Below are 18,410 nucleotides of genomic sequence, written 5' to 3' on the forward strand. Positions count from 1 at the left end.
TGTTCAGGCACGTTGCAAATAGGGTTTGAGCCAGCCGAGGCCGTCGGAGGTCGCCGCGCGCGGGCGGTATTCGCAGCCGATCCAGCCCTCATAGCCGAGCAAGTCGACCAGCTCGAAGAGATACGGGTAGTTGAGTTCGCCGATGTCGGGCTCGTGACGCTCCGGCACGCCCGCGATCTGGATGTGCCCGATGCCCGCGTTCGGCCGCTTCATGTCGCGCTTGAGCTTCACGGCGAGGTCGCCTTCGACGATCTGGCAGTGATAGCAGTCGAACTGCACCTGCAGATTCGGCGCGCCGACTTCGTCGCAGATCGCCTGGGCGTCGTCCTGGCGGTTCAGGAAGAAGCCGGGAATGTCGCGCGTGTTGATCGGCTCGATGACGATCGTCACGCCCGCCGACTTCGCCGCGCCCGCCGCGATTTCCAGGTTCTTCAGATACACCGCGCGATGCTTTTCGCGCGATTGCTCCGGCGCGATCAGCCCGGCCATCACGTGCAGCTTCGTGTTGCCGAGCGCGGCGGTGTATTCCAGCGCGCGGTCGAGCGCGCGGCGGAACTCCTCCTCGCGCCCCGGCAGGGACGCGATGCCGCGTTCGCCCGCCGCCCAGTCGCCGGGCGGCGCGTTGAACAGCGCCTGCGTGAGCCCGTTCGCTTCGAGCCGCGACTTGATGTCCGCGGCGGCGAAATCGTAAGGAAACAGGAACTCGACGCCCTTGAAGCCGTCTTTCGCCGCGGCGGCGAAGCGGTCGAGGAACGCGTGCTCGGTGTACATCATCGTGAGATTGGCGGCAAAGCGGGGCATTGCATCGACTCCTTGTGAATTCGGCCTCGGTTGATCTTCGGATCAGCGGTTCACGAGCTTCGCGGGCGTGAGCCACACGGCAATCGAACCGATCACGAGCATCCCGGCCAGCACGTACATGCCGGTCGCGGTGCTGTGGGTCAGGTCCTTCAGATAGCCGATCATATACGGGCTCGCGAAACCGGCGAGATTGCCGATCGAATTGATGATCGCGATGCCGGCGGCAGCGGCGGCGCCGGACATGAACGCTGTCGGCAGCGACCAGAAGAGCGGCGCGCAGGTCAGCACGCCGGCGGCGGCGAGCGAAAGCGCGATGATCGACACCACCGTGTTGCCCGCGAACGACGCCGCGATCGAAAAGCCGACCGCCGCCGCCAGCGCCGGCACGATCAGGTGCCAGCGGCGCTCGCGATGCTTGTCCGCGCTGTGGCCGAGCACGTTCATCACCACGATCGCGACGAGGAACGGAATCGCGCTCAGGAGGCCGATGTTGAACGCGCCGGTCACGCCGGTCGACTTGATGAAGGTCGGCATCCAGAACGTGAGCCCGTACTGGCCGGTCACGAACGCGAAGTAGATCAGCGACATCCACCACATGCGCGCATCGGCGAACACGGCGCGCAGCGAATGCTTCTTGCCGTCGCCCGCGTGCTGCGGCTGCGCGGTGATTTCGTCTTCCAGAAGGCGCTTTTCGCGCTCGGTCAGCCACTTCGCGCTGCGAATGCCGTTATCGAGATAGAGGATGGTCGCGATGCCGACCAGCACGGCGGGGATCGCTTCGATCAGGAACATCCACTGCCAGCCCGCGAAACCCTTGTGGCCCGCGAACGACTGCATGATCCAGCCGGAAAGCGGATTGCCGAAGATGCCCGACACCGGAATAGCCGACATGAACACCGCGACGATCTTCGCGCGCCGGTGCGACGGGAACCAGTACGTCAGGTAGAGGATCACGCCCGGATAGAAGCCCGCTTCGGCGAGACCCAGCAGAAAGCGCAGCACGTAGAACTGCGTGGGCGTCTTGACGAACACGAACGCCGCCGAAAGGATGCCCCAGGTGATCATGATCCGCGCGATCCAGATGCGCGCACCGATCTTGTGCATCAGCATGTTGCTCGGCAACTCGAACAGGAAATAGCCGAGGAAGAAGATGCCGGCGCCGAGGCCGAACACGGTTTCGCTGAACGCGAGGTCCTGCGACATCTGCAGCTTCGCGAAGCCGACGTTCACGCGGTCGAGATAGGCGACCACGTAGCACAGCATCAGGAACGGCACGATGCGCCAGAAAACCTTGGCGTAGGTGCGTTTCGTTTCGTCGGCCGTCGGCAGATCGGCAGCAGTTACCCGGGTGCCGCCCGGCACCACTTGTTCAAGGCTCATTTCGTTGTCTCCAGATGGGATTGCTTGCAGCGCGGTGGCATGCACCGCGCTGCGCAGGTCGGTATTACCAGCGCGCGTTGAAGGTTGCGCGCAGATCCTCGATGGCCGCTTCTGTGAGCGGCTCGGGTTGCGCCGTGTTGTGCGCGGCGGTCATGAGCCACAGCCGCGCGGTTTCTTCCAGCTCTTCCAGCGCCCAGGAAGCCTGCGACACCGATCGCTCCCAGACGACCGGCCCGAGCCGCTCGAGCAGAACGCCTCGCACGCTGGATGCGAGCGCCGCGACTTCCTCGGCGACCGCGGGGTCACCCGGGCGCCGGTAGCGCACGAGCGGAACGTGGCCGACTTTCATCACGTAATAGGGCGTGATCGGCGGCAGCACGTCGTTCTCGCGCCAGACGCCCGCGAGCGTCAGCGCGACGAGATGCGTCGAATGCGTGTGGACGACGCCATGGGCGTCGGCGTTGTTCTCGTAGATCCTGCGGTGCAGCGCGAGCGTCTTCGACGGCCGGCCGCCCGAGACGTGGTTGCCCGCCGTGTCCACTTTCGCGATCGCGGCCGGATCGAGGCGGCCGAGGCAGGCGTCGGTCGGCGTGATGAGCCAGCCGTCGGCGAGGCGCGCGCTGATGTTGCCCGCGCTGCCGACCGTGTAGCCGCGCTGGTAGAGGCTCGCGCCCGTCTCGCAGATTTCCTCGCGGATGCGGCTTTCGTTCGTGCTCGCCATGCTCATGCCGCTCCGTCGAGCGACTTCAGCGCTTTCGCGAAGAAATCCGTGCCGCCGAAATTGCCCGACTTGAGCGCGAGCGCGAGCGGCGCTTCGCCGATCGACTGCGTCGCCGGCACGCCCGGGTCGATCTGCGGTCCGATGCGCAGCGACTGCACGCCGAGCGCCTGCACGACCGCGCCCGAGGTCTCGCCGCCCGCGACGACGAACTTGCGCACGCCGAGATCGCGCAATCCGCTCGCAATGGCCGCGAGCGCCGCTTCGACGAGATGCCCGGCCTTCTCGACGCCCAGTTCCTTCTGCACCGCCTTCACTTCGTCGGGCGTGGACGTCGCGTAGATCAGCACGGGTTCGCCGCGATGCTCCTGCGCGAACGCGATCGCCTGCTCGACGACGTTCTCGCCGCGCGAAAGCGCCATCGGGTCGACGCGAAAGCCCGGCTTGCCGGCGCGCCACTCGGCCACCTGCGCGTTCGTCGCCTTCGATGCGCTGCCCGCCAGCACGACGGCGCGGCCTTCGATGGCCGGCAGGTCGGCGGCGTGGCCGGTGTCGGACAGCTGGCCGAAGTTCTGCGGCAGCCCGAGCGCGATGCCCGAACCGCCCGTGATGAGCTTCAGGTCCGCGCACGCCTTGCCGAGCACGTAGAGGTCGGAATCGGAGACGGCATCCGCGATGGCGAGCCGCACGCCTTCCCCGCGCAGCGCCGCGATCCGCTCGCGCACCGCTTCTGCGCCCTTGGCGATCGTGTCGTAGCGGATCAGCCCGACTTTCGATTTCACCTGCCGCCCGAGCACGCGCACGAGGTTCGGATCGGTCATCGGCGTGAGCGGATGGTTTTCCATGCCCGACTCGTTCAGCAGCACGTCGCCGACGAACAGGTTGCCGCGAAAGATCGTGCGGCCGTTCTCGGGAAACGCCGGGCAGGCGATCGTGAAATCGTCCTTCAGCGCGTCGAGCAGCGCTTCCGCGACCGGGCCGATGTTGCCGCGGTCGGTGGAATCGAAGGTCGAGCAGTATTTGAAGAAGAACTGGCGGCAGCCCTGCGCGCGCAGCCATTCGAGCGCGGCGAGCGATTGCTCGACGGCCTCCTGCGGCGCGATCGTGCGCGATTTCAGCGCGACCACGAGGGCGTCGGCCTCGATTTTCGTCCCTGCGGCGGGCACGCCGATCGTCTGCACCGTGCGCATGCCGCCGCGCACGAGCATGTTGGCGAGATCGGTGGCGCCGGTGAAGTCGTCGGCGATGCAGCCGAGCAGCGCTTGGGTCATTGCTTTGCTCCCTTCGGGACGTCGATGCCCGGGAAAATCTTGATGACGGCGGAGTCGTCCTCGCCGCCGTGGCCGGCCGTCGAGGCCATCATGAACATCTGGTGCGCCGCCGCCGAGAGCGGCAGCGGGAATTTCGACGTGCGCGCGGTATCGAGCACGAGGCCCAGGTCCTTCACGAAGATGTCGACGGCGGAAAGCGGCGTGTAGTCCCCCGCGAGGATGTGCGGCACGCGGTTCTCGAACATCCACGAATTGCCCGCGCTGTGCGTGATGACGTCGTAGAGCGCGTCCGGGTCCACGCCTTCGCGCAGGCCGAGCGCCATCGCCTCCGCGGCCGCGGCGATGTGCACGCCCGCGAGCAGCTGGTTGATGATCTTGACCTTCGAGCCGGCGCCGTGCGCGTCGCCCAGGCGATACACCTTGCCCGCCATCGCGGCGAGCACGTCTTCGGACGCGGCGTAGGCGGCGGCGGGGCCGGAGGTCATCATCGTCATTTCGCCCGATGCCGCGCGCGCCGCGCCGCCGGAGACCGGCGCGTCGATCATCTGCAGGCCGGCGGCTTCCACGCGCTTGCCGAGCTCGACGGCAAACGCCGGCGCGACGGTCGCGCAGGCGATCACCACGCCGCCCGGCTTCATCGACGCCACGGCGCCCGGCTTCTCCTCACTGCCGAACAGCACGGTTTCCGTCTGCGCCGCGTTGACGACGAGCGTCACGACCACATCGCACTTGCCGCCCATTTCCGCCGGCGACGCGCACGCGATGCCGCCTTCGGCCGCGAACGCTTCGAGCACTGGCGCGCGCACGTCGCACGCATGGACGGCAAAACCCGCGCGCAACAGCGAGCGCGCGACACCGAGGCCCATGGCGCCCAGGCCGATGACTCCCACATTTCTGGACATGTCGATTCCCTTCTGGATACTGCGTTAGCGGATACCGGCTTCCGCCAGGCGGCGGGCGGCGTTGTAGAGGTGCGTCTGCGCGGCGTTGCGCGCGGCCATCGGGTCGCCCGCGCGGATCGCGGCGGCGATCGCCGCGTGTTCCTCGCGGACCTGCCGGGAGAAATCCTCGCGCAGCGCCTCGTTCTTGCGCGTGACGAGCGTGCCGGCTTCGAGATACTGGTTCAGAAAGGTGAGCGTTTTCAGGAAGTACGGGTTGCCGGTAGCGTTCGCAATCGCGCGGTGAAACGCGACGTCCTCGGCCACGCCGTCCTCGCCTTCCGCCACCGCCGTCCCGATCTTCGCGAGCGCGGCGTCGATGTCGGCCATCTGCGCGTCGGTGCGGCGCATCGCGGCTTCCGACGCCACCTCCGCCTCGATCGCACGCCTCAGCGCGAGGATCTGCACGACCGAGCCCGGCTCGACCGCCTGCGCGTAATCGATGCGCAACGGCCGGATGCCCGCCCGCTCGACCACGAACACGCCGCTGCCCTGGCGCGGCTCGACCATGCCTTCGTTCTTCAGGCGCGAAATCGCCTCGCGGATCACCGTGCGGCTCACGCCGAATTCCTGCGCGAGCACGGCTTCGGTCGGGAGCTTGCCGCTTGTCGCGAAGCTGCCCTTCTCGATCTGCTTCTGGATCTGCTGCGCGACCGTGTCGCTCAACGCCCGCGCCGGGATTTTCTCGAACATGTTCGCCGATGCTTGTTAGGTGATAAGGTCATCATACAAGTTTGCTCGGCGAGAGGCGTATCGGAGATAACCCTTAGGCCTTTATCCAGGCCCCTAGGGCGGTCAGCGGGAGAGCGGCTTGTCGATGAGCGCGAGTGCGTCGCGTACTTCGGACGTGTCCTGCGGACGCACGAGGCGGGCGACTTCCTTGCCGTCCAGCATGAACACGAGCGTCGGCCAGAGCTTCACGCGAAATGAGCGGCCGAGCGGCCGGCCGCTGCCGTCTTCGATCTTCAGATGGCGCACGCCGGGATGCTCCTGGAACGCCTGCGCGATCAGCGGCTGCGCGGCGCGGCAGAAGCCGCACCAGTCGGTCCCGAATTCGACGACGGTCGGGCCCGCCAGGTCGTCGATGTCGGCGCGCGGCGGCTCCGTGCGGGCGTATTCGGTAGTCATTGGGGTGGTCCTTGCCATGGTTCGTGCTTCCTCGATCGCAGTCGATGATCAGGTCGCTCATTACAGCAGAGGAGCAGAAATCCTGCCCGCACCGGCGAAACGCTGCTCACGACCACCCGAGCGCGAGGAGCCCGATCACGCTTCCCGCCGCCAGCAGCCACAGCGGGTGCAGCCGCGACTTGTACGCCAGCACCGCGACGCCCGCCGTGATCGCGCCGAGCGTCCAGTTCCGGTCCGACGCCTGCGCGATCAGCGACGCACTCGCCGCGACGAGCCCCGCCGTCATCGGCACGAGACCCGCCTGCACGAAACGCCGCCACGGACGCGTCTTGAAGCGCTCCCATGCGTGCATGGCCGCGATCGTCACCAGCGACGACGGCCCGAACTTCGCCGCCGAGCTCACGAGCACGCCCGGCCAGCCCGCCACGTGCCAGCCGACCAGCGTCACGACCATCATGTTGGGCCCGGGCGCCGCCTGCGCGAGCGCGAAAAGCGCCGAAAAATCGGCCTTCGACATCCATTGGTGCACTTCCACGACCTGCCGCTGCATTTCGGGCAGGATCGTATTGCCGCCGCCGAAGGCGAGCAGCGACAGCTGGCTGAAAATCGCGGCGAGCGAGACGAGATCGTGATTCATCGGCGCACCTTCGAGGCGAGCAGGATGGAGACCGGCGTGAGCACGAGCATCGTGGGAAGGAGCGGAAAGCGCAGCAGCGCTATCGCGACGAACGCCAGCACGGCAATCAGCGCCATCTCCGGCTTCCTGCGCAGCGGCCACGCGATCTTCACCGCCATCGCCACGAGCAGGCCCGCCGCGGCCGCCGCCAGTCCGGCGAAGAGATGCTCGACGCGCGGGTCGTGGTGCGTGCGCTGATACAGCACGCCGAGCGCGATCACGACCAGCGTCGGCCCGACGATCAGCCCGAGCAGCCCCGCGAGCGCGCCCGCCACGCCGCGAAAGCGCATGCCGACCGCCACCGACAGGTTGATCACATTGCCGCCCGGCAGGAACTGGCAGAGACCGAGGAGATCGGTGAACTCGTCGGCGTCGAGCCACTTGCGGCGCTCGACGATCTCGCGCCGCGCGTGCGGCAGCGCGCCGCCGAAGGCCGTGAGGCCGAGCGCGAGGAAGCCGGTGAAGATCTCGGCGAGGGTCGGAATGCGGGCGGGCGGGCGCTGCGGGGCATCGGGTGGCATGGCTTCGCGGATGCTCGGAAAAAGCGGCAAGCGTAACGCCGATGCCGCGCGTTTTCCAGGCATTCGATGCCATTCGCCGCGCGCGAAGCCGAATTTTTGTCCGCGAAAGGATCGCGTAGGTCGCGTGTACGAAATACGGAAGGCGGGCGAAAGCGGACGCGCGATTGCGCCGCCGCAACGCGCCGCCCGCCTTTCAGGCGAGCCCCGTTCAGCCCGCTTTCGCCGTCCGGTCGCGCCGGGCCTCGTAAGCCTTCAGGTGCGTGTACGCAACGGCCAGCACCGAAGCGCCCGCGACGGGCGCCTTGCGCCGCGCGAGCAGGTCGCCGATCACGTGATCCGCCTCGATCGGCGCATTGCTTTCGAGGTCGCGCAGCATCGACGCCGTGATCAGCGAGCCCTTCTCCGTGATCATCGCGCGCGAGCGTGCCGTGTTCGCCTCGCCCGGCCGGTGGCCGTGGTCCGCCGCGATGCCGCTGCACTCGTCGAAGAGGCCGAGCAGCAGCGCCTCGCCGCCCGGCGCCGCGAGAATGTCGCCGATCGGCGCGCGCATCAGGCACGTGCCCGCCGCGAGCGTGGCGAGGAACACCCACTTTTCCCACATCGACTGAAGGATGTCATCGCTCACATTGAAGTCGAAGCCGGCGCCTTCGAACTCGGCGGCGATCGCGTCGACGCGCGCCGAACGTCCGCCCGCGCGCTCGCCGAAGGTGATCGAATGCAGATTGTTCAGATGAACGATTTCGCCGGCCGAATCCAGCGTTGCGGCGATCACGCACTGGCCGCCGAGCACGCGGCCGGCGCCGAAGTGCGAGTCGAGCACGTCGAGATGGCGCATGCCGTTCAGGAGCGGCAGCACCACCGTGTCCGGCCCGACGGCGCCCTTCACCGACCCGATCGCGCCTTCGAGGTCATACGCCTTGCAGCTCAGCAGTACGAGATCGAACGGCTTGTCGACGTCGCGCGAGAGGATGGTCGGCGGACATTCGAGCACGAGGTCGCCAAGCGGGCTGCGCAGCTTCAGCCCGCATTGCGCGAGGCGCTCTGCGCGCCGCTCGCGCACGAGAAAGGTCACGTCCCTGCCCGCGTCGAGAAGACGCCCGCCGAAGTACCCGCCGATCGCTCCCGCGCCCACTACCAGAATCCGCATATCCCGCTCCATGTTGATGTCATGCCTGCCAGACGCCGTATCCCGCTTCCCGCAGACCAATGGCCACCTCGACTTCCATCTCGCGCGCGCCCTCGTAGGGCATCGGGTTGTAGACCTCGTAAAGGCGCGGCAGGAGCCGCAGCCCGAAATCGCGCACGAACCGGTTCGACTGGATGCCGGCCTTGTGCTTGTCGAAGCGCACGTCCGGATCGATCCCCGTCATCCCCACGTAGACGAACGGCATGCCCGGCACGTAGTCCGGGTTGGCGCGCCGAAAACGCGCTTCGTTCCAGACCGAACCGGACAATTCGATCACATAGACCGAGTAGTGGTGACGATGCGGTGGTCGACGAAGCGCCATGCCTCTTCTGGTACGCGGGCGGGGGACGTCCATTCTAGTCCGGCCGCCAGCGCGACGCTCGGGCGATATGACGCGGCGGCCCGCACGGGCTCCTCGCGGCGTTGCAGCATGGTCCGCGAGCGTGCGGAGCATCTGCCAGACGCCGGTCAAAGTGGTAATCTCGGGTCCGTCCGCGCTCGCGCGGAAATCGGTTTCGGGCGTCGCGCGCTCATGCCTGCCCTGCGCGCTTCGCACCCATCGCGCGCCTCGCGCGCGACACCGGAAGCGGCTCTGCCCGACCGCTCCGTTTCACCGAAACCGGCCGTTACGCGAGCGTCGCCCCGTTAGCCACGTTTCACCCGTCGCGCTGCCCGCCACGATCCGCCGGCGCGCCGGACATCCGGAGAGAGAGCATGAGCAAACAAGCAATCGGCGTAGTCGGCCTGGCCGTCATGGGCCGCAACCTTGCGCTGAACATCGAGAGCCGCGGCCACGCCGTTTCGGTGTACAACCGAAGCCGCGCGAAGACCGACGAACTGATCGCGGAACATCCCGACAAGAAGCTCGTGCCGGCCTACTCGCTGGAAGAGTTCGTCGAGTCGCTCGAAACGCCGCGCCGCATCCTGCTGATGGTGAAGGCGGGAGAAGGCACCGACGACACCATCGACGCGCTGCGTCCGCTGCTGCAAAAGGGCGACATCCTGATCGACGGCGGCAACACGCATTTCACCGACACGATCCGCCGCAACCAGGACCTCGCGAAGTCGGGGCTGCATTTCATCGGCACGGGCGTGTCGGGCGGCGAGGAAGGCGCGCTCAAGGGGCCGTCGATCATGCCCGGCGGCCAGCGCGAGGCATACGACCTCGTTGCCCCGATCCTCACCGAGATCGCCGCGAAGGCGCCGGATGGCGAGCCGTGCGTCGCCTACATGGGCCCGGACGGCGCCGGGCACTTCGTGAAGATGGTGCACAACGGCATCGAATACGGCGACATGCAACTGATCGCCGAGAGCTATGACGTGCTGAAGCGCGTCGCTGGCCTCTCGAACGAGGAGCTGGGCAAGGTCTACGTGGAGTGGAACAAGGGCGAGCTCGACAGCTACCTGATCGAGATCACGTCGAAGATCTTCTCGAAGAAGGACGAGGAAACCGGCAAGGATCTCGTCGACGTGATCCTGGATCGCGCCGCGCAAAAAGGCACCGGCAAGTGGACGAGCCAGAACGCGCTCGATCTCGGCGCGCCGCTGCCGCTCATCACGGAAGCGGTGTTCGCGCGCGTGCTGTCGTCGCTGAAGGATCAGCGCGTGGCGGCAAGCAAGCAACTGAGCGGGCCTGAGCCCAGGTTCGACGGCGATCGGGGCGCGTTCATCGAATCAGTGCGGCGCGCGCTGTATCTGAGCAAGATCGTGTCGTATGCGCAGGGGTTCGCGCAGTTGCGCGCGGCTTCGGACGACTACAAGTGGAACCTGCAGTACGGCGAGATCGCGAAGATCTTCCGGGCGGGCTGCATCATCCGCGCGCGCTTCCTGCAGAAGATCACCGACGCGTACGCGAAGGACGCGGCGCTCGCGAACCTGCTGCTCGATCCGTATTTCAGCGACATCGCGGCCAAGTATCAGGATGCGCTGCGCGACGTGGTCGTGGCGGCGGTGAAGGCGGGCGTGCCGGTGCCGGCGTTCTCGTCGGCGGTGGCCTACTTCGACAGCTACCGCTCGGAGCGGCTGCCGGCGAATCTCGTGCAGGCGCAGCGCGATTTCTTCGGCGCGCATACGTTCGAGCGGGTGGACAAGAAGGGAAGTTTTCACGCGGATTGGGCGTGAGGTTCTGAACAGGGCGGTCTCGTTGCGAGACCGCCCTGTTTATCCGAGCGTCACCCACCCCCCGTTCGCCCGGCTGCTCCGCAGCACTGCGTCGATGAACCGCAGCCCGGCGACGCCGTCGTCCACATTGGTCAGAAGCGCGCTTTCGGGCGGCGGCGCGTCGCCGCCCATTGCCGCCTCGATCTGCGACGCCGCATCCGCATAAAGCTGCGCGAACGCTTCGAGATACCCTTCGGGGTGGCCCGCCGGCACGCGCGTCGCGTGCAGCGCTTCAGCGCCCTGCACCCGGCCGCGCGTGATGCGCTCCGCCGCGCCGCCAAGCGGCGTGAACCACAGTTCGTTCGGATTCTGCTGGTCGAAGGCGAGGCCCGCCTTCGTGCCGTACACGCGCAGACGCAGCGCATTCTCCTCGCCCGCCGCGACCTGGCTCGCCCAGAGCACGCCGCGCGCGCCGCTCGCGTAGCGCAGCATCGCCTGAACGTGGTCGTCGATGGGACGGTTCTCGACGAACGTCGAGACTTCCGCCGACACCTCCGAGGGCCGCTGCCCCGTCACGAACTCCGCGAGCTGATACGCGTGCGTGCCGATGTCGCCGAGGCAACCCGCGGGCCCTGCCAGCGCCGGATCGGTGCGCCACGCGGCCTGCCGGTTCGACTGATGCTCGACGGGCAGCGACAGCCAGTCCTGCGCATACTCCACGTTCACGAGCCGCACGTCGCCCAGCGCACCCTGCTGCACCATCGCGCGCGCGTGGCGCACGAGCGGGTAGCCCGTGTACGTATAGGTGACCGCGAACACGAGGCCCTTGCCGCGCGCGAGCCGCGCGAGCGCCTCGCCTTCGTCGAGCGACACGGCGAGCGGCTTGTCGCAGATCACATGGATGCCCGCTTCGAGAAACGCCGTGGCGACGCGCGCATGCAGATGGTTCGGCGTAACGATCGCGACCGCATCGATACCGTCCTCGCGCGCGGATTCGGCCGCGGCCATCTCGCGGAAATCCGCGTAGCTTCGCGCGAGGCCGATGCTCGCCGCGCTCGCCGCCGCGCGCTCGGGGTTCGACGACAGCGCGCCCGCCACGACTTCGAAGCGGTCGTCGATGCGCGCCGCAATCCGATGTACCGCGCCGATGAACGCGCCATCGCCGCCGCCGACCATGCCGAGCCGCAGACGCCGTTTCATGTTCTGTCTCCGATGCCGAGCACGCCGCGAAGCTGTTCGCGATTCGCGCCGCTGCCGGCGAAGTCGTCGAATGCGCGCGCCGCCACGCGGATGATGTGATCGCGGATAAAGACGGCGCCTTCGCGCGCGCCGTCTTCCGGGTGCTTCAGCGCGCACTCCCATTCGAGCACGGCCCAGCCCGCGAAATCGTATTGCGCCATCTTCGAGAAGATCGCCTTGAAGTCGATCTGCCCGTCGCCGAGCGAACGGAACCGGCCCGCGCGCTCGGCCCAGCCCGAATAGCCGCCGTACACGCCCTGCCGCCCATTCGGCCGGAACTCCGCATCCTTCACATGAAACGCCTTGATGCGGTCGTGATAGATGTCGATGAACTGCAGATAGTCGAGCTGCTGCAGCACGAAATGGCTCGGGTCGAAGAGGATGTTGGCGCGTGGATGATTGCCCACCGCCGCGAGAAAGCGCTCGAACGTCACGCCGTCGTGCAGGTCCTCGCCCGGGTGCAGTTCATAGCAGACATCGACGCCCGCTTCGTCGAACGCGTCGAGAATCGGGCGCCAGCGCGCCGCGAGTTCGTCGAACGCCGCTTCGACGAGACCCGCCGGACGCTGCGGCCACGGATACACATACGGCCACGCGAGCGCCCCGGAAAACGACACGTGCGCCGAAAGCCCGAGCCGGCGCGACGCCGCCGCCGCGTGCTTCATCTGCGCGATCGCCCATTCGGTGCGCGCCGCCGGATTGCCGCGCACGTGCGGCGCGGCGAAGCCGTCGAAGAGCGTGTCGTAGGCAGGATGCACCGCGACGAGCTGCCCCTGCAGATGCGTCGACAGCTCCGTGATGCACACACCCGCGTCGTCCACCACGCGGCGCAGGTCGTCGCAATACGCGTCGCTCGCCGCCGCCTTTTCGAGGTCGATCAGGCGCGGATCGGCGGGCACCTGGATGCCCTCGTAACCGAGCCCCTTCGCCCACGACGCGAGATGGGCGAGGTTGTCGAAGGGAAGCTCGTCGCCGAGAAACTGCGCGAGAAATATCGCCGGGCCTTTGATGGTTTTCATCTCGTTCGATCCATGTGCGCAAGCGTGGTCGAGGGCGGACTCAGAACGGCGAGTTCGGATAGTAGAACTGCTTCGCGTTGTCCTTCGTGATCAGCACCGACGGGATGATCGTCGTCGGCGGCAGCTTCTCGCCCTTCAGGCGCGCATCGGCCGTCATCTTGATCGCGTCGTAGATGAATTTCGGCGAGTAGGAGACGTCGGCCTGCACGCGCGCGTCGCCGTCGATGATCCGCTTGACCGCCTCCTTCGACCCCGCGCCGCCGAACACTTCCTTGATGTCCGTGCGCTTCGCCTGATCGATCGCCTTCAGCACGCCGACCATCATGTCGTCGTCGGCGGCCCAGACTGCATCGATGTGCTTGAAGCGCGTGAGGTAGTCCTGCATCACCTTGAACGCGTCGTCGCGGTTCCAGTTCGCGTACTTCGCATCGAGGATCTTGATGTCCGGATACTGCTTCATCACCGATTCGAACGCGGCCCAGCGCTCGTTGTCGAGCGTGGTCGGAATGCCGCGCAGCGCGACGATGTTCCCCTTGCCGCCCATCTGCTTCGCGAGGTACTCGGCGGGGAGCTTGCCGAACGCGGTGTTGTCGCCGGCGACATAGGCGTCCTGCGCGCTCGTGTCGGTGAGGCCGCGGTCCACCACCGTCACGTACACGCCCTTCTTCTTCACCTGTGCGACCGGCTGCGTGAGCGACGCCGATTCGAACGGGAAGATCACGAGCGCGTTGATCTTGTTGACGGTCACGAGGTCTTGCAACTGGTTGGCCTGCTCGGGCGCGCCGCTCGCCGTCTTCACGATGATCTTCAGGTCCGGATGCGCCTTCTCCAGCTCCTTCTTCGCTTCGTTGGCCCACCAGACGATGCCGCCCGTGAAGCCGTGCGTCGCGGTGGGAATCGACACGCCGAGTATGACCTTGTCGGCTGCGGACACGAACGGACTCGCGGCGAGCGCGCAGGTCGCAAGCGTCAGGGCGCCAATCGCGCGAAGCACTTTTTTCATGGTGATGTCTCCAGTTTTCAGCACGCGTCGCGCGCCTGGTTATGAATTCACTGCGCAAAGGTCATGTTTCAGCCGCGCCTCACGTTTCAACGGCGGCCACGCTGCAGGAAAGCCACGAAGATGATCACGGCGCCCTGCACCGCCGCATTCAGATACACGCTGATGATGCTCGTCAGGTTCAGGATGTTGCTGATGACCGACAGCAGGATCGCGCCGATCACCGTACCGATCACGCGCCCCTCGCCGCCCCTGAGCGCCGTCCCGCCGACGACCACCGCCGCGATCGCCTCGAGCTCCCACAAGAGGCCGGTGGTCGGCGTGGCCGAGCCGAGGCGCGGCACGTACAGCACCGTCGCGACGCCCACGCACAGGCCGAGCAGCACGTAGGTGGCGATCTTCACGGCATCGACGCGGATCGCCGCGTAGCGCGCCACCTGCTCGTTCGAGCCGATCGCCTGCACGTGGCGCCCGAACACGGTGCGGTTCAGCACGAGCGCGCCGCCCGCCGCGACGACGAGAAACACCCAGATCGGCACCGGCACGCCGAAGAGGCTCGCGTAATAGACGGGTCCGTAGAGATCGGCGAGCGAGTTGTCGAGCGTGAGCGCGCCGCCGTCGGCGAGCCACGTGAGCAGTGCGCGAAACATGCCGAGGGTGCCGAGCGTCACGATGAACGGCTCGATGCGTCCCTTCGTCACGAGAAGACCATGCGCGAAACCGAAAAGACCCCCTAAAACAAGGGCTAGAACGATGCCGAGCATGACGATGGTGAGCGGCGCGAACGTGTGACCGCCCAGGCCGGCCTTCAGGCCGTTCATCATCCAGATCATGCTGCCCGCGATCAGCGCGGCCATCGAGCCGACCGACAGGTCGATGCCGCCCGAGATGATCACGAACGTCATGCCCACCGCGATGATGCCGATGAACGACGTGCGCGTGAGGACGTTCATCGCGTTGTCGAGCGTCGCGAAGTCGCCGTTGAGCAGCGTGCCGCCGATGCACAGCGCGACGAGTCCGAGCAACGGCCCGATGCCGTGCAGCCGCCGCGCGAATCCGCCGATGCGGCTGCTTGTTTCGACGCCTTCAGTGTGTGCCGGTCGCATGCGCGATCAACCTCTCTTCGGTCAGGTGTTCGATGCCGAGCGTCGCGACGAGCTCGCCCCCGCGCATCACCGCGACGCGATGGCACAAGCCGATCAGCTCGATCAGTTCGGAGGAAATCACGATCACCGCCCGCCCCTGCGCGGCGAGCCGGTGAATCAGGAAATAGATGTCGCGTTTCGCGCCGACATCCACGCCGCGCGTCGGCTCGTCGAGCACGATCACGCGCGGGTCGGGGTGCAGGAACTTGGCGAGCGCGAGCTTCTGCTGGTTGCCGCCCGAGAGCATGCGCGCGCGGCTCGCGAGATTGCCGGTGCGGATCCCGAAGTCGGCGACCGCCTTCTTCAGCGCCTCGCGTTCGGCGGTGCCGTCGACGAAAGGATGCGCGTAGCGTTCCAGCGTCATCAGCGTGAGGTTGTCCTTCAGCGCCATGTCGACGTGCAGGCCGCGGCCCTTGCGGTCTTCGCTCAGATACGTGATGCCGTGCGTCATCGCGTCGCGCGGATTGCGCGGCCGTCCCGCGCCGAGCGGCTGGCCGTCGAGCGCGATGCGGCCGGCGCTGCGCTTGCGCACGCCGATCAGCGATTCGAACAGCTCCGTGCGCCCCGCGCCGACCAGCCCGGCGAAGCCCAGCACCTCGCCCGCGCGCACCGAGAAGCTCACGTTGTGCGCCCAGCCGGGCACCGATATGTTCTCGGCGGACAGCGCGACCGGCGCGCCGGCGGGCAGCGGCGGCTTCGCGGGAAACATGTCGGAGACTTCGCGGCCGACCATCAGGTTCGCCATCTGCTGGCGCGTGAGCTTCGCCGTCGGCGAGCGCGTGACGAAGCGGCCGTCGCGCATCACGATCACTTCGTCGGTCACGCGCTCGACTTCGTCGAGCTTGTGCGAAATGTAGACGATCGTCACGCCGTCTTCCTTCAGCCGCGCCATCAGCGCGAAGAGGCGCTGCGTTTCGGCGGGCGTGAGGGTCGCGGTCGGCTCGTCCATGATGAGCAGGCGCGCCTCGCGCAGCATCGCCTTCGCGATCTCCACGAGCTGCTTTTCCGCGACGATCAGATCGCGCACCTTCGTGTCGGGATGCCTGTGCAGCCCGACATCGGCAAGACGCGTGCGCGCGGCGTCGCGCATCGCGGGCTCGTCGAGCAGCAGGCCGCGGCGCTTTTCGTGGCCGAGAAACATGTTCTGCACGATGCTCAGGTGATCCGCGAGGTTCAGTTCCTGGTGGATCAGCACGATGCCCGCGCCCTCGGCGTCGCGCGAACTGGCGAACGCGACCGGCTGGCCGCCCACCGACACCGTGCCCGCGCTCGCGCGCTCGTAGCCGGCGAGGATCTTCATGAGCGTCGACTTGCCCGCGCCGTTCTCGCCCAGGAGGCCGTAGATGCGCCCGGGCGCGAGATCGAAGCTCACACCGTGCAGCACGCGCACGGGGCCGAACTGCTTTTCGATCGCGTCGAAGCGCACCGACAGGCTCATCTCACGCGCTCCTTCGCAGGATAAGCTGATGCGGCAGAAGCACGCCCGCCACCTGCGCCTCCGGTTCGCGCAGGCGCTTGAGGAGCAGATGCGCGGCCGTTTCGCCGAGTTCCTGCATCGGCTGCGCGACGGTGGTGAGCGGCGGATCGATGTGCGCGGCCACGGCGATGTCGTCGAAGCCGACGACCGCCACGTCCTCCGGCACGCTCAGGGCCGCGCCGCGCAGGCCGTTGATCACGCCGATCGCCAGCGTGTCGGAGACGGCGAAAACGGCGGTCGGCCGGTCGGCGCCGAGCGCCGCCAGTTGCCGCGCAGCGGCTTCGCCCGCTGTGTAGTCGAGGCTGTCGAGTTCGATCTGCCATGCCGGATGCGCCTCGATGCCGGCCGCGACAAGCGCGTCGCGGTAGCCCTCGAAGCGCTGCCGCCCGTACAGGTAGCCGTGGCCTGAATTGATGAGCGCGATCTTCCGGTGGCCCCGGCCGACGAGATAGCGCACCACGTCGCCGGCGGCCGCGTGGTTGTCGATGCCCACGTACGGCACGCCCGCCGCCGGGTCGAACTCGCAGCACGCGACCCAGGGCAGCGCCGACGCCTCCTCGGCCAGCGCCTTCTGCACGGCGGCGGGATCGAGGCAGATCGCGCCGTCGGCGCGGCGGCCGCGCAGCAGGTCGAAATAGCTGCGCTCGCGCAGCGGGTCGGCGCCGGTGTCGCACAGGAGCATGAAGTAGCCGTTCTGGCGCGCGACGCTGTCGATGCCGCGCACGATCGCGGCGTAGAAAGGGTTGCCGAAGTCGGGCACCATCGTGAGCAGCAGACGGCTTTCGGCGGTGCGCAGATTGCGCGCGAGTTCGTTGATGCGGTAGCCGCTCACCGCGACGGCGGCGAGCACCTTTTCGCGCGTCGGCTGGCGCACGTTGGTGTGGCCGTTGAGCACGCGCGACACGGTCGCCACCGAGACGCCCGCCCTCGCAGCGACATCGGCAATCGAAACTTCCTCGCTCGGGCGAACGGTCTGGGGCACAGGTCCTCGCAGCCTTCGGTTGTGAAAATGTAATGGATTACATTATTCGGTTTGCTGCACTGCGTTAGCAATAGGAGCGGGATAGGGACAAACGCGGAGACGCATTTTGACGACGCATGTCGATTTCTCCGTGAGCCGGTCGTCGTATGGTACAGAGCGGCGCTTGCGCTCGTCACCCCCATTCGACAGGAGATTCCAAATGCGATTCATGATGCTGATGATCCCCCACGGCTACGAGAGCGCGGAGCCAGGCACGATGCCGGACGCCGGCGCCGTCGCGGCGATGATGCGATACAACGAGGAATTGCAGAAGGCAGGCGTGCTGCTGGCGCTCGACGGGCTGCATCCGCCGTCGATGGGCGCGCGCGTCTCGTTCGAAGGCGGCAAGCCCCGCGTGACGGACGGGCCGTTCGCCGAGGCGAAGGAAGTGCTCGGCGGGTACTGGATGATCCAGGTGAAGTCGCGCGAGGAAGCGATCGAGTGGGCGAAGCGCTGTCCGGCGTCGGGCAACGAGGTGATCGAGGTGCGTCAGGTGCAGGAATTCGCGGATTTTCCGCCGGACGTGCAGGACGCCGCCGCCGGCTTCGAGCAGATGCAGCAGGCGGCGAAAAAGTAAGCGGCGCGGCCCGTTTCCGGGCCGCGCCGCCTGTTCGCTTCGATGTGTTTCAGCCCGCTTCGGCCCTCGTCAGCTCACGCGCTCCAGCGCGAGCGCGATGCCCTGCCCCCCGCCGATGCAGAGCGTCACCATCGCGCGGCGCAGACCGTCGCGCTTCATCGCGTGGGCGAGGCGCGTCGTGAGCACCGCGCCCGTCGCGCCGATCGGATGGCC

At 67.4% G+C, this 18,410-nt stretch carries 19 protein-coding genes and 1 pseudogene; 2 read left to right on the forward strand and 18 right to left on the reverse strand.

Features of this window, described 5'->3' with window-relative positions; genetic code table 11:
- Positions 1-3 precede the first annotated feature (3 nt).
- The 11 genes from otnI to BG61_RS31540 form a co-directional block, all read right to left on the reverse strand.
- Positions 4-801: a 2-oxo-tetronate isomerase gene (otnI, locus tag BG61_RS31490; protein WP_035937402.1), complete on the reverse strand. Its 798-nt coding sequence runs from the start codon at positions 799-801 to the stop codon at positions 4-6.
- A 42-nt stretch (positions 802-843) separates the two neighbouring features.
- Positions 844-2,181, reverse strand: coding sequence for an MFS transporter (locus tag BG61_RS31495; protein ID WP_035937399.1), 1,338 nt, complete (start codon positions 2,179-2,181; stop codon positions 844-846).
- 64 nt (positions 2,182-2,245) lie between these two features.
- Positions 2,246-2,902 (reverse strand): 3-oxo-tetronate 4-phosphate decarboxylase, encoded by a 657-nt coding sequence (gene otnC / locus BG61_RS31500; protein ID WP_035937449.1) that lies wholly within the window; start codon positions 2,900-2,902, stop codon positions 2,246-2,248.
- A gap of 2 nt (positions 2,903-2,904) precedes the next feature.
- A complete protein-coding gene (gene otnK, locus BG61_RS31505) occupies positions 2,905-4,170 on the reverse strand; it encodes a 3-oxo-tetronate kinase (protein WP_035937396.1) in 1,266 nt (421 codons plus the stop codon).
- The gene (gene ltnD / locus BG61_RS31510) at positions 4,167-5,072 is read right to left on the reverse strand and encodes an L-threonate dehydrogenase (protein ID WP_035937394.1); all 906 of its coding nucleotides are present in this window, start codon (positions 5,070-5,072) and stop codon (positions 4,167-4,169) included. Before ltnD ends, otnK begins: the two co-directional genes overlap by 4 nt.
- A 24-nt stretch (positions 5,073-5,096) precedes the next feature.
- Positions 5,097-5,801 (reverse strand): FadR/GntR family transcriptional regulator, encoded by a 705-nt coding sequence (locus BG61_RS31515; protein WP_035937391.1) that lies wholly within the window; start codon positions 5,799-5,801, stop codon positions 5,097-5,099.
- A 102-nt stretch (positions 5,802-5,903) separates the two neighbouring features.
- Positions 5,904-6,236 carry a thioredoxin family protein gene (locus BG61_RS31520; protein ID WP_035937389.1) on the reverse strand — a complete coding sequence of 111 codons (333 nt, stop codon included), beginning with the start codon at positions 6,234-6,236 and terminating at the stop codon, positions 5,904-5,906.
- A gap of 106 nt (positions 6,237-6,342) precedes the next feature.
- Entirely contained in the window at positions 6,343-6,873 is a 531-nt protein-coding gene (locus tag BG61_RS31525) for a chromate transporter (RefSeq protein WP_035937387.1), read from the reverse strand.
- Entirely contained in the window at positions 6,870-7,433 is a 564-nt protein-coding gene (locus tag BG61_RS31530; RefSeq protein WP_035937446.1) for a chromate transporter, read from the reverse strand. Before BG61_RS31530 ends, BG61_RS31525 begins: the two co-directional genes overlap by 4 nt.
- Before the next feature lie 208 nt (positions 7,434-7,641).
- Positions 7,642-8,580, reverse strand: coding sequence for a 2-dehydropantoate 2-reductase (panE, locus tag BG61_RS31535; RefSeq protein WP_035937386.1), 939 nt, complete (start codon positions 8,578-8,580; stop codon positions 7,642-7,644).
- A 19-nt stretch (positions 8,581-8,599) separates the two neighbouring features.
- Positions 8,600-8,941, reverse strand: a complete 342-nt coding sequence (locus tag BG61_RS31540) for a hypothetical protein (RefSeq protein ID WP_035937384.1) — start codon at positions 8,939-8,941, stop codon at positions 8,600-8,602.
- Positions 8,942-9,333: 392 nt separating this feature from the next.
- On the opposite strand from BG61_RS31540, the gene gndA reads away from it, so the two are divergent.
- Positions 9,334-10,740, forward strand: coding sequence for an NADP-dependent phosphogluconate dehydrogenase (gndA, locus tag BG61_RS31545; protein WP_035937383.1), 1,407 nt, complete (start codon positions 9,334-9,336; stop codon positions 10,738-10,740).
- Positions 10,741-10,779: 39 nt separating this feature from the next.
- On the opposite strand, the gene BG61_RS31550 is transcribed toward gndA, so the two are convergent.
- From BG61_RS31550 to BG61_RS31575, 6 genes are all read right to left on the reverse strand, one after another.
- Positions 10,780-11,919, reverse strand: a complete 1,140-nt coding sequence (locus BG61_RS31550) for a Gfo/Idh/MocA family protein (protein WP_035937381.1) — start codon at positions 11,917-11,919, stop codon at positions 10,780-10,782.
- A complete protein-coding gene (locus tag BG61_RS31555; protein WP_035937379.1) occupies positions 11,916-12,977 on the reverse strand; it encodes a sugar phosphate isomerase/epimerase family protein in 1,062 nt (353 codons plus the stop codon). The genes BG61_RS31550 and BG61_RS31555 overlap by 4 nt, the downstream gene beginning before the upstream one ends.
- Before the next feature lie 40 nt (positions 12,978-13,017).
- On the reverse strand, positions 13,018-13,980 hold the full coding sequence (locus BG61_RS31560) for a substrate-binding domain-containing protein (protein ID WP_035937376.1): 963 nt from the start codon (positions 13,978-13,980) through the stop codon (positions 13,018-13,020).
- A gap of 86 nt (positions 13,981-14,066) precedes the next feature.
- Positions 14,067-15,083: an ABC transporter permease gene (locus BG61_RS31565; RefSeq protein ID WP_035937374.1), complete on the reverse strand. Its 1,017-nt coding sequence runs from the start codon at positions 15,081-15,083 to the stop codon at positions 14,067-14,069.
- Positions 15,064-16,560 (reverse strand): sugar ABC transporter ATP-binding protein, encoded by a 1,497-nt coding sequence (locus tag BG61_RS31570; RefSeq protein WP_035937371.1) that lies wholly within the window; start codon positions 16,558-16,560, stop codon positions 15,064-15,066. The genes BG61_RS31565 and BG61_RS31570 overlap by 20 nt, the downstream gene beginning before the upstream one ends.
- Position 16,561: 1 nt before the next feature.
- The gene (locus BG61_RS31575; RefSeq protein WP_035937369.1) at positions 16,562-17,581 is read right to left on the reverse strand and encodes a LacI family DNA-binding transcriptional regulator; all 1,020 of its coding nucleotides are present in this window, start codon (positions 17,579-17,581) and stop codon (positions 16,562-16,564) included.
- Positions 17,582-17,780: 199 nt separating this feature from the next.
- Between BG61_RS31575 and BG61_RS31580 the strand changes: the two genes are divergently transcribed.
- Positions 17,781-18,197, forward strand: a complete 417-nt coding sequence (locus BG61_RS31580; RefSeq protein WP_035937367.1) for a YciI family protein — start codon at positions 17,781-17,783, stop codon at positions 18,195-18,197.
- Between the two features lie 69 nt (positions 18,198-18,266).
- Here BG61_RS31580 and BG61_RS40565 read toward each other — a convergent pair.
- Positions 18,267-18,410: pseudogene (locus tag BG61_RS40565) on the reverse strand (acetyl-CoA C-acyltransferase); the annotation flags it as partial.

The sequence above is a fragment of the Caballeronia glathei genome (assembly GCF_000698595.1).
Classification (GTDB): domain Bacteria; phylum Pseudomonadota; class Gammaproteobacteria; order Burkholderiales; family Burkholderiaceae; genus Caballeronia; species Caballeronia glathei.

What these genes read in the sequence shown, in the direction of transcription:
- BG61_RS31555 (WP_035937379.1), bottom strand. Translation starts at nt 12,977, where the DNA reads ATGAAAACCATCAAAGGCCCGGCGATATTTCTCGCGCAGTTTCTCGGC.
- BG61_RS31560 (WP_035937376.1), bottom strand. Translation starts at nt 13,980, where the DNA reads ATGAAAAAAGTGCTTCGCGCGATTGGCGCCCTGACGCTTGCGACCTGC.
- otnI (WP_035937402.1), bottom strand. Translation starts at nt 801, where the DNA reads ATGCCCCGCTTTGCCGCCAATCTCACGATGATGTACACCGAGCACGCG.
- BG61_RS31540 (WP_035937384.1), bottom strand. Translation starts at nt 8,941, where the DNA reads ATGGCGCTTCGTCGACCACCGCATCGTCACCACTACTCGGTCTATGTG.
- BG61_RS31495 (WP_035937399.1), bottom strand. Translation starts at nt 2,181, where the DNA reads ATGAGCCTTGAACAAGTGGTGCCGGGCGGCACCCGGGTAACTGCTGCC.
- ltnD (WP_035937394.1), bottom strand. Translation starts at nt 5,072, where the DNA reads ATGTCCAGAAATGTGGGAGTCATCGGCCTGGGCGCCATGGGCCTCGGT.
- BG61_RS31550 (WP_035937381.1), bottom strand. Translation starts at nt 11,919, where the DNA reads ATGAAACGGCGTCTGCGGCTCGGCATGGTCGGCGGCGGCGATGGCGCG.
- panE (WP_035937386.1), bottom strand. Translation starts at nt 8,580, where the DNA reads ATGCGGATTCTGGTAGTGGGCGCGGGAGCGATCGGCGGGTACTTCGGC.
- BG61_RS31580 (WP_035937367.1), top strand. Translation starts at nt 17,781, where the DNA reads ATGCGATTCATGATGCTGATGATCCCCCACGGCTACGAGAGCGCGGAG.
- otnC (WP_035937449.1), bottom strand. Translation starts at nt 2,902, where the DNA reads ATGGCGAGCACGAACGAAAGCCGCATCCGCGAGGAAATCTGCGAGACG.
- BG61_RS31515 (WP_035937391.1), bottom strand. Translation starts at nt 5,801, where the DNA reads ATGTTCGAGAAAATCCCGGCGCGGGCGTTGAGCGACACGGTCGCGCAG.
- BG61_RS31570 (WP_035937371.1), bottom strand. Translation starts at nt 16,560, where the DNA reads ATGAGCCTGTCGGTGCGCTTCGACGCGATCGAAAAGCAGTTCGGCCCC.
- BG61_RS31530 (WP_035937446.1), bottom strand. Translation starts at nt 7,433, where the DNA reads ATGCCACCCGATGCCCCGCAGCGCCCGCCCGCCCGCATTCCGACCCTC.
- otnK (WP_035937396.1), bottom strand. Translation starts at nt 4,170, where the DNA reads ATGACCCAAGCGCTGCTCGGCTGCATCGCCGACGACTTCACCGGCGCC.
- BG61_RS31525 (WP_035937387.1), bottom strand. Translation starts at nt 6,873, where the DNA reads ATGAATCACGATCTCGTCTCGCTCGCCGCGATTTTCAGCCAGCTGTCG.
- gndA (WP_035937383.1), top strand. Translation starts at nt 9,334, where the DNA reads ATGAGCAAACAAGCAATCGGCGTAGTCGGCCTGGCCGTCATGGGCCGC.
- BG61_RS31565 (WP_035937374.1), bottom strand. Translation starts at nt 15,083, where the DNA reads ATGCGACCGGCACACACTGAAGGCGTCGAAACAAGCAGCCGCATCGGC.
- BG61_RS31520 (WP_035937389.1), bottom strand. Translation starts at nt 6,236, where the DNA reads ATGACTACCGAATACGCCCGCACGGAGCCGCCGCGCGCCGACATCGAC.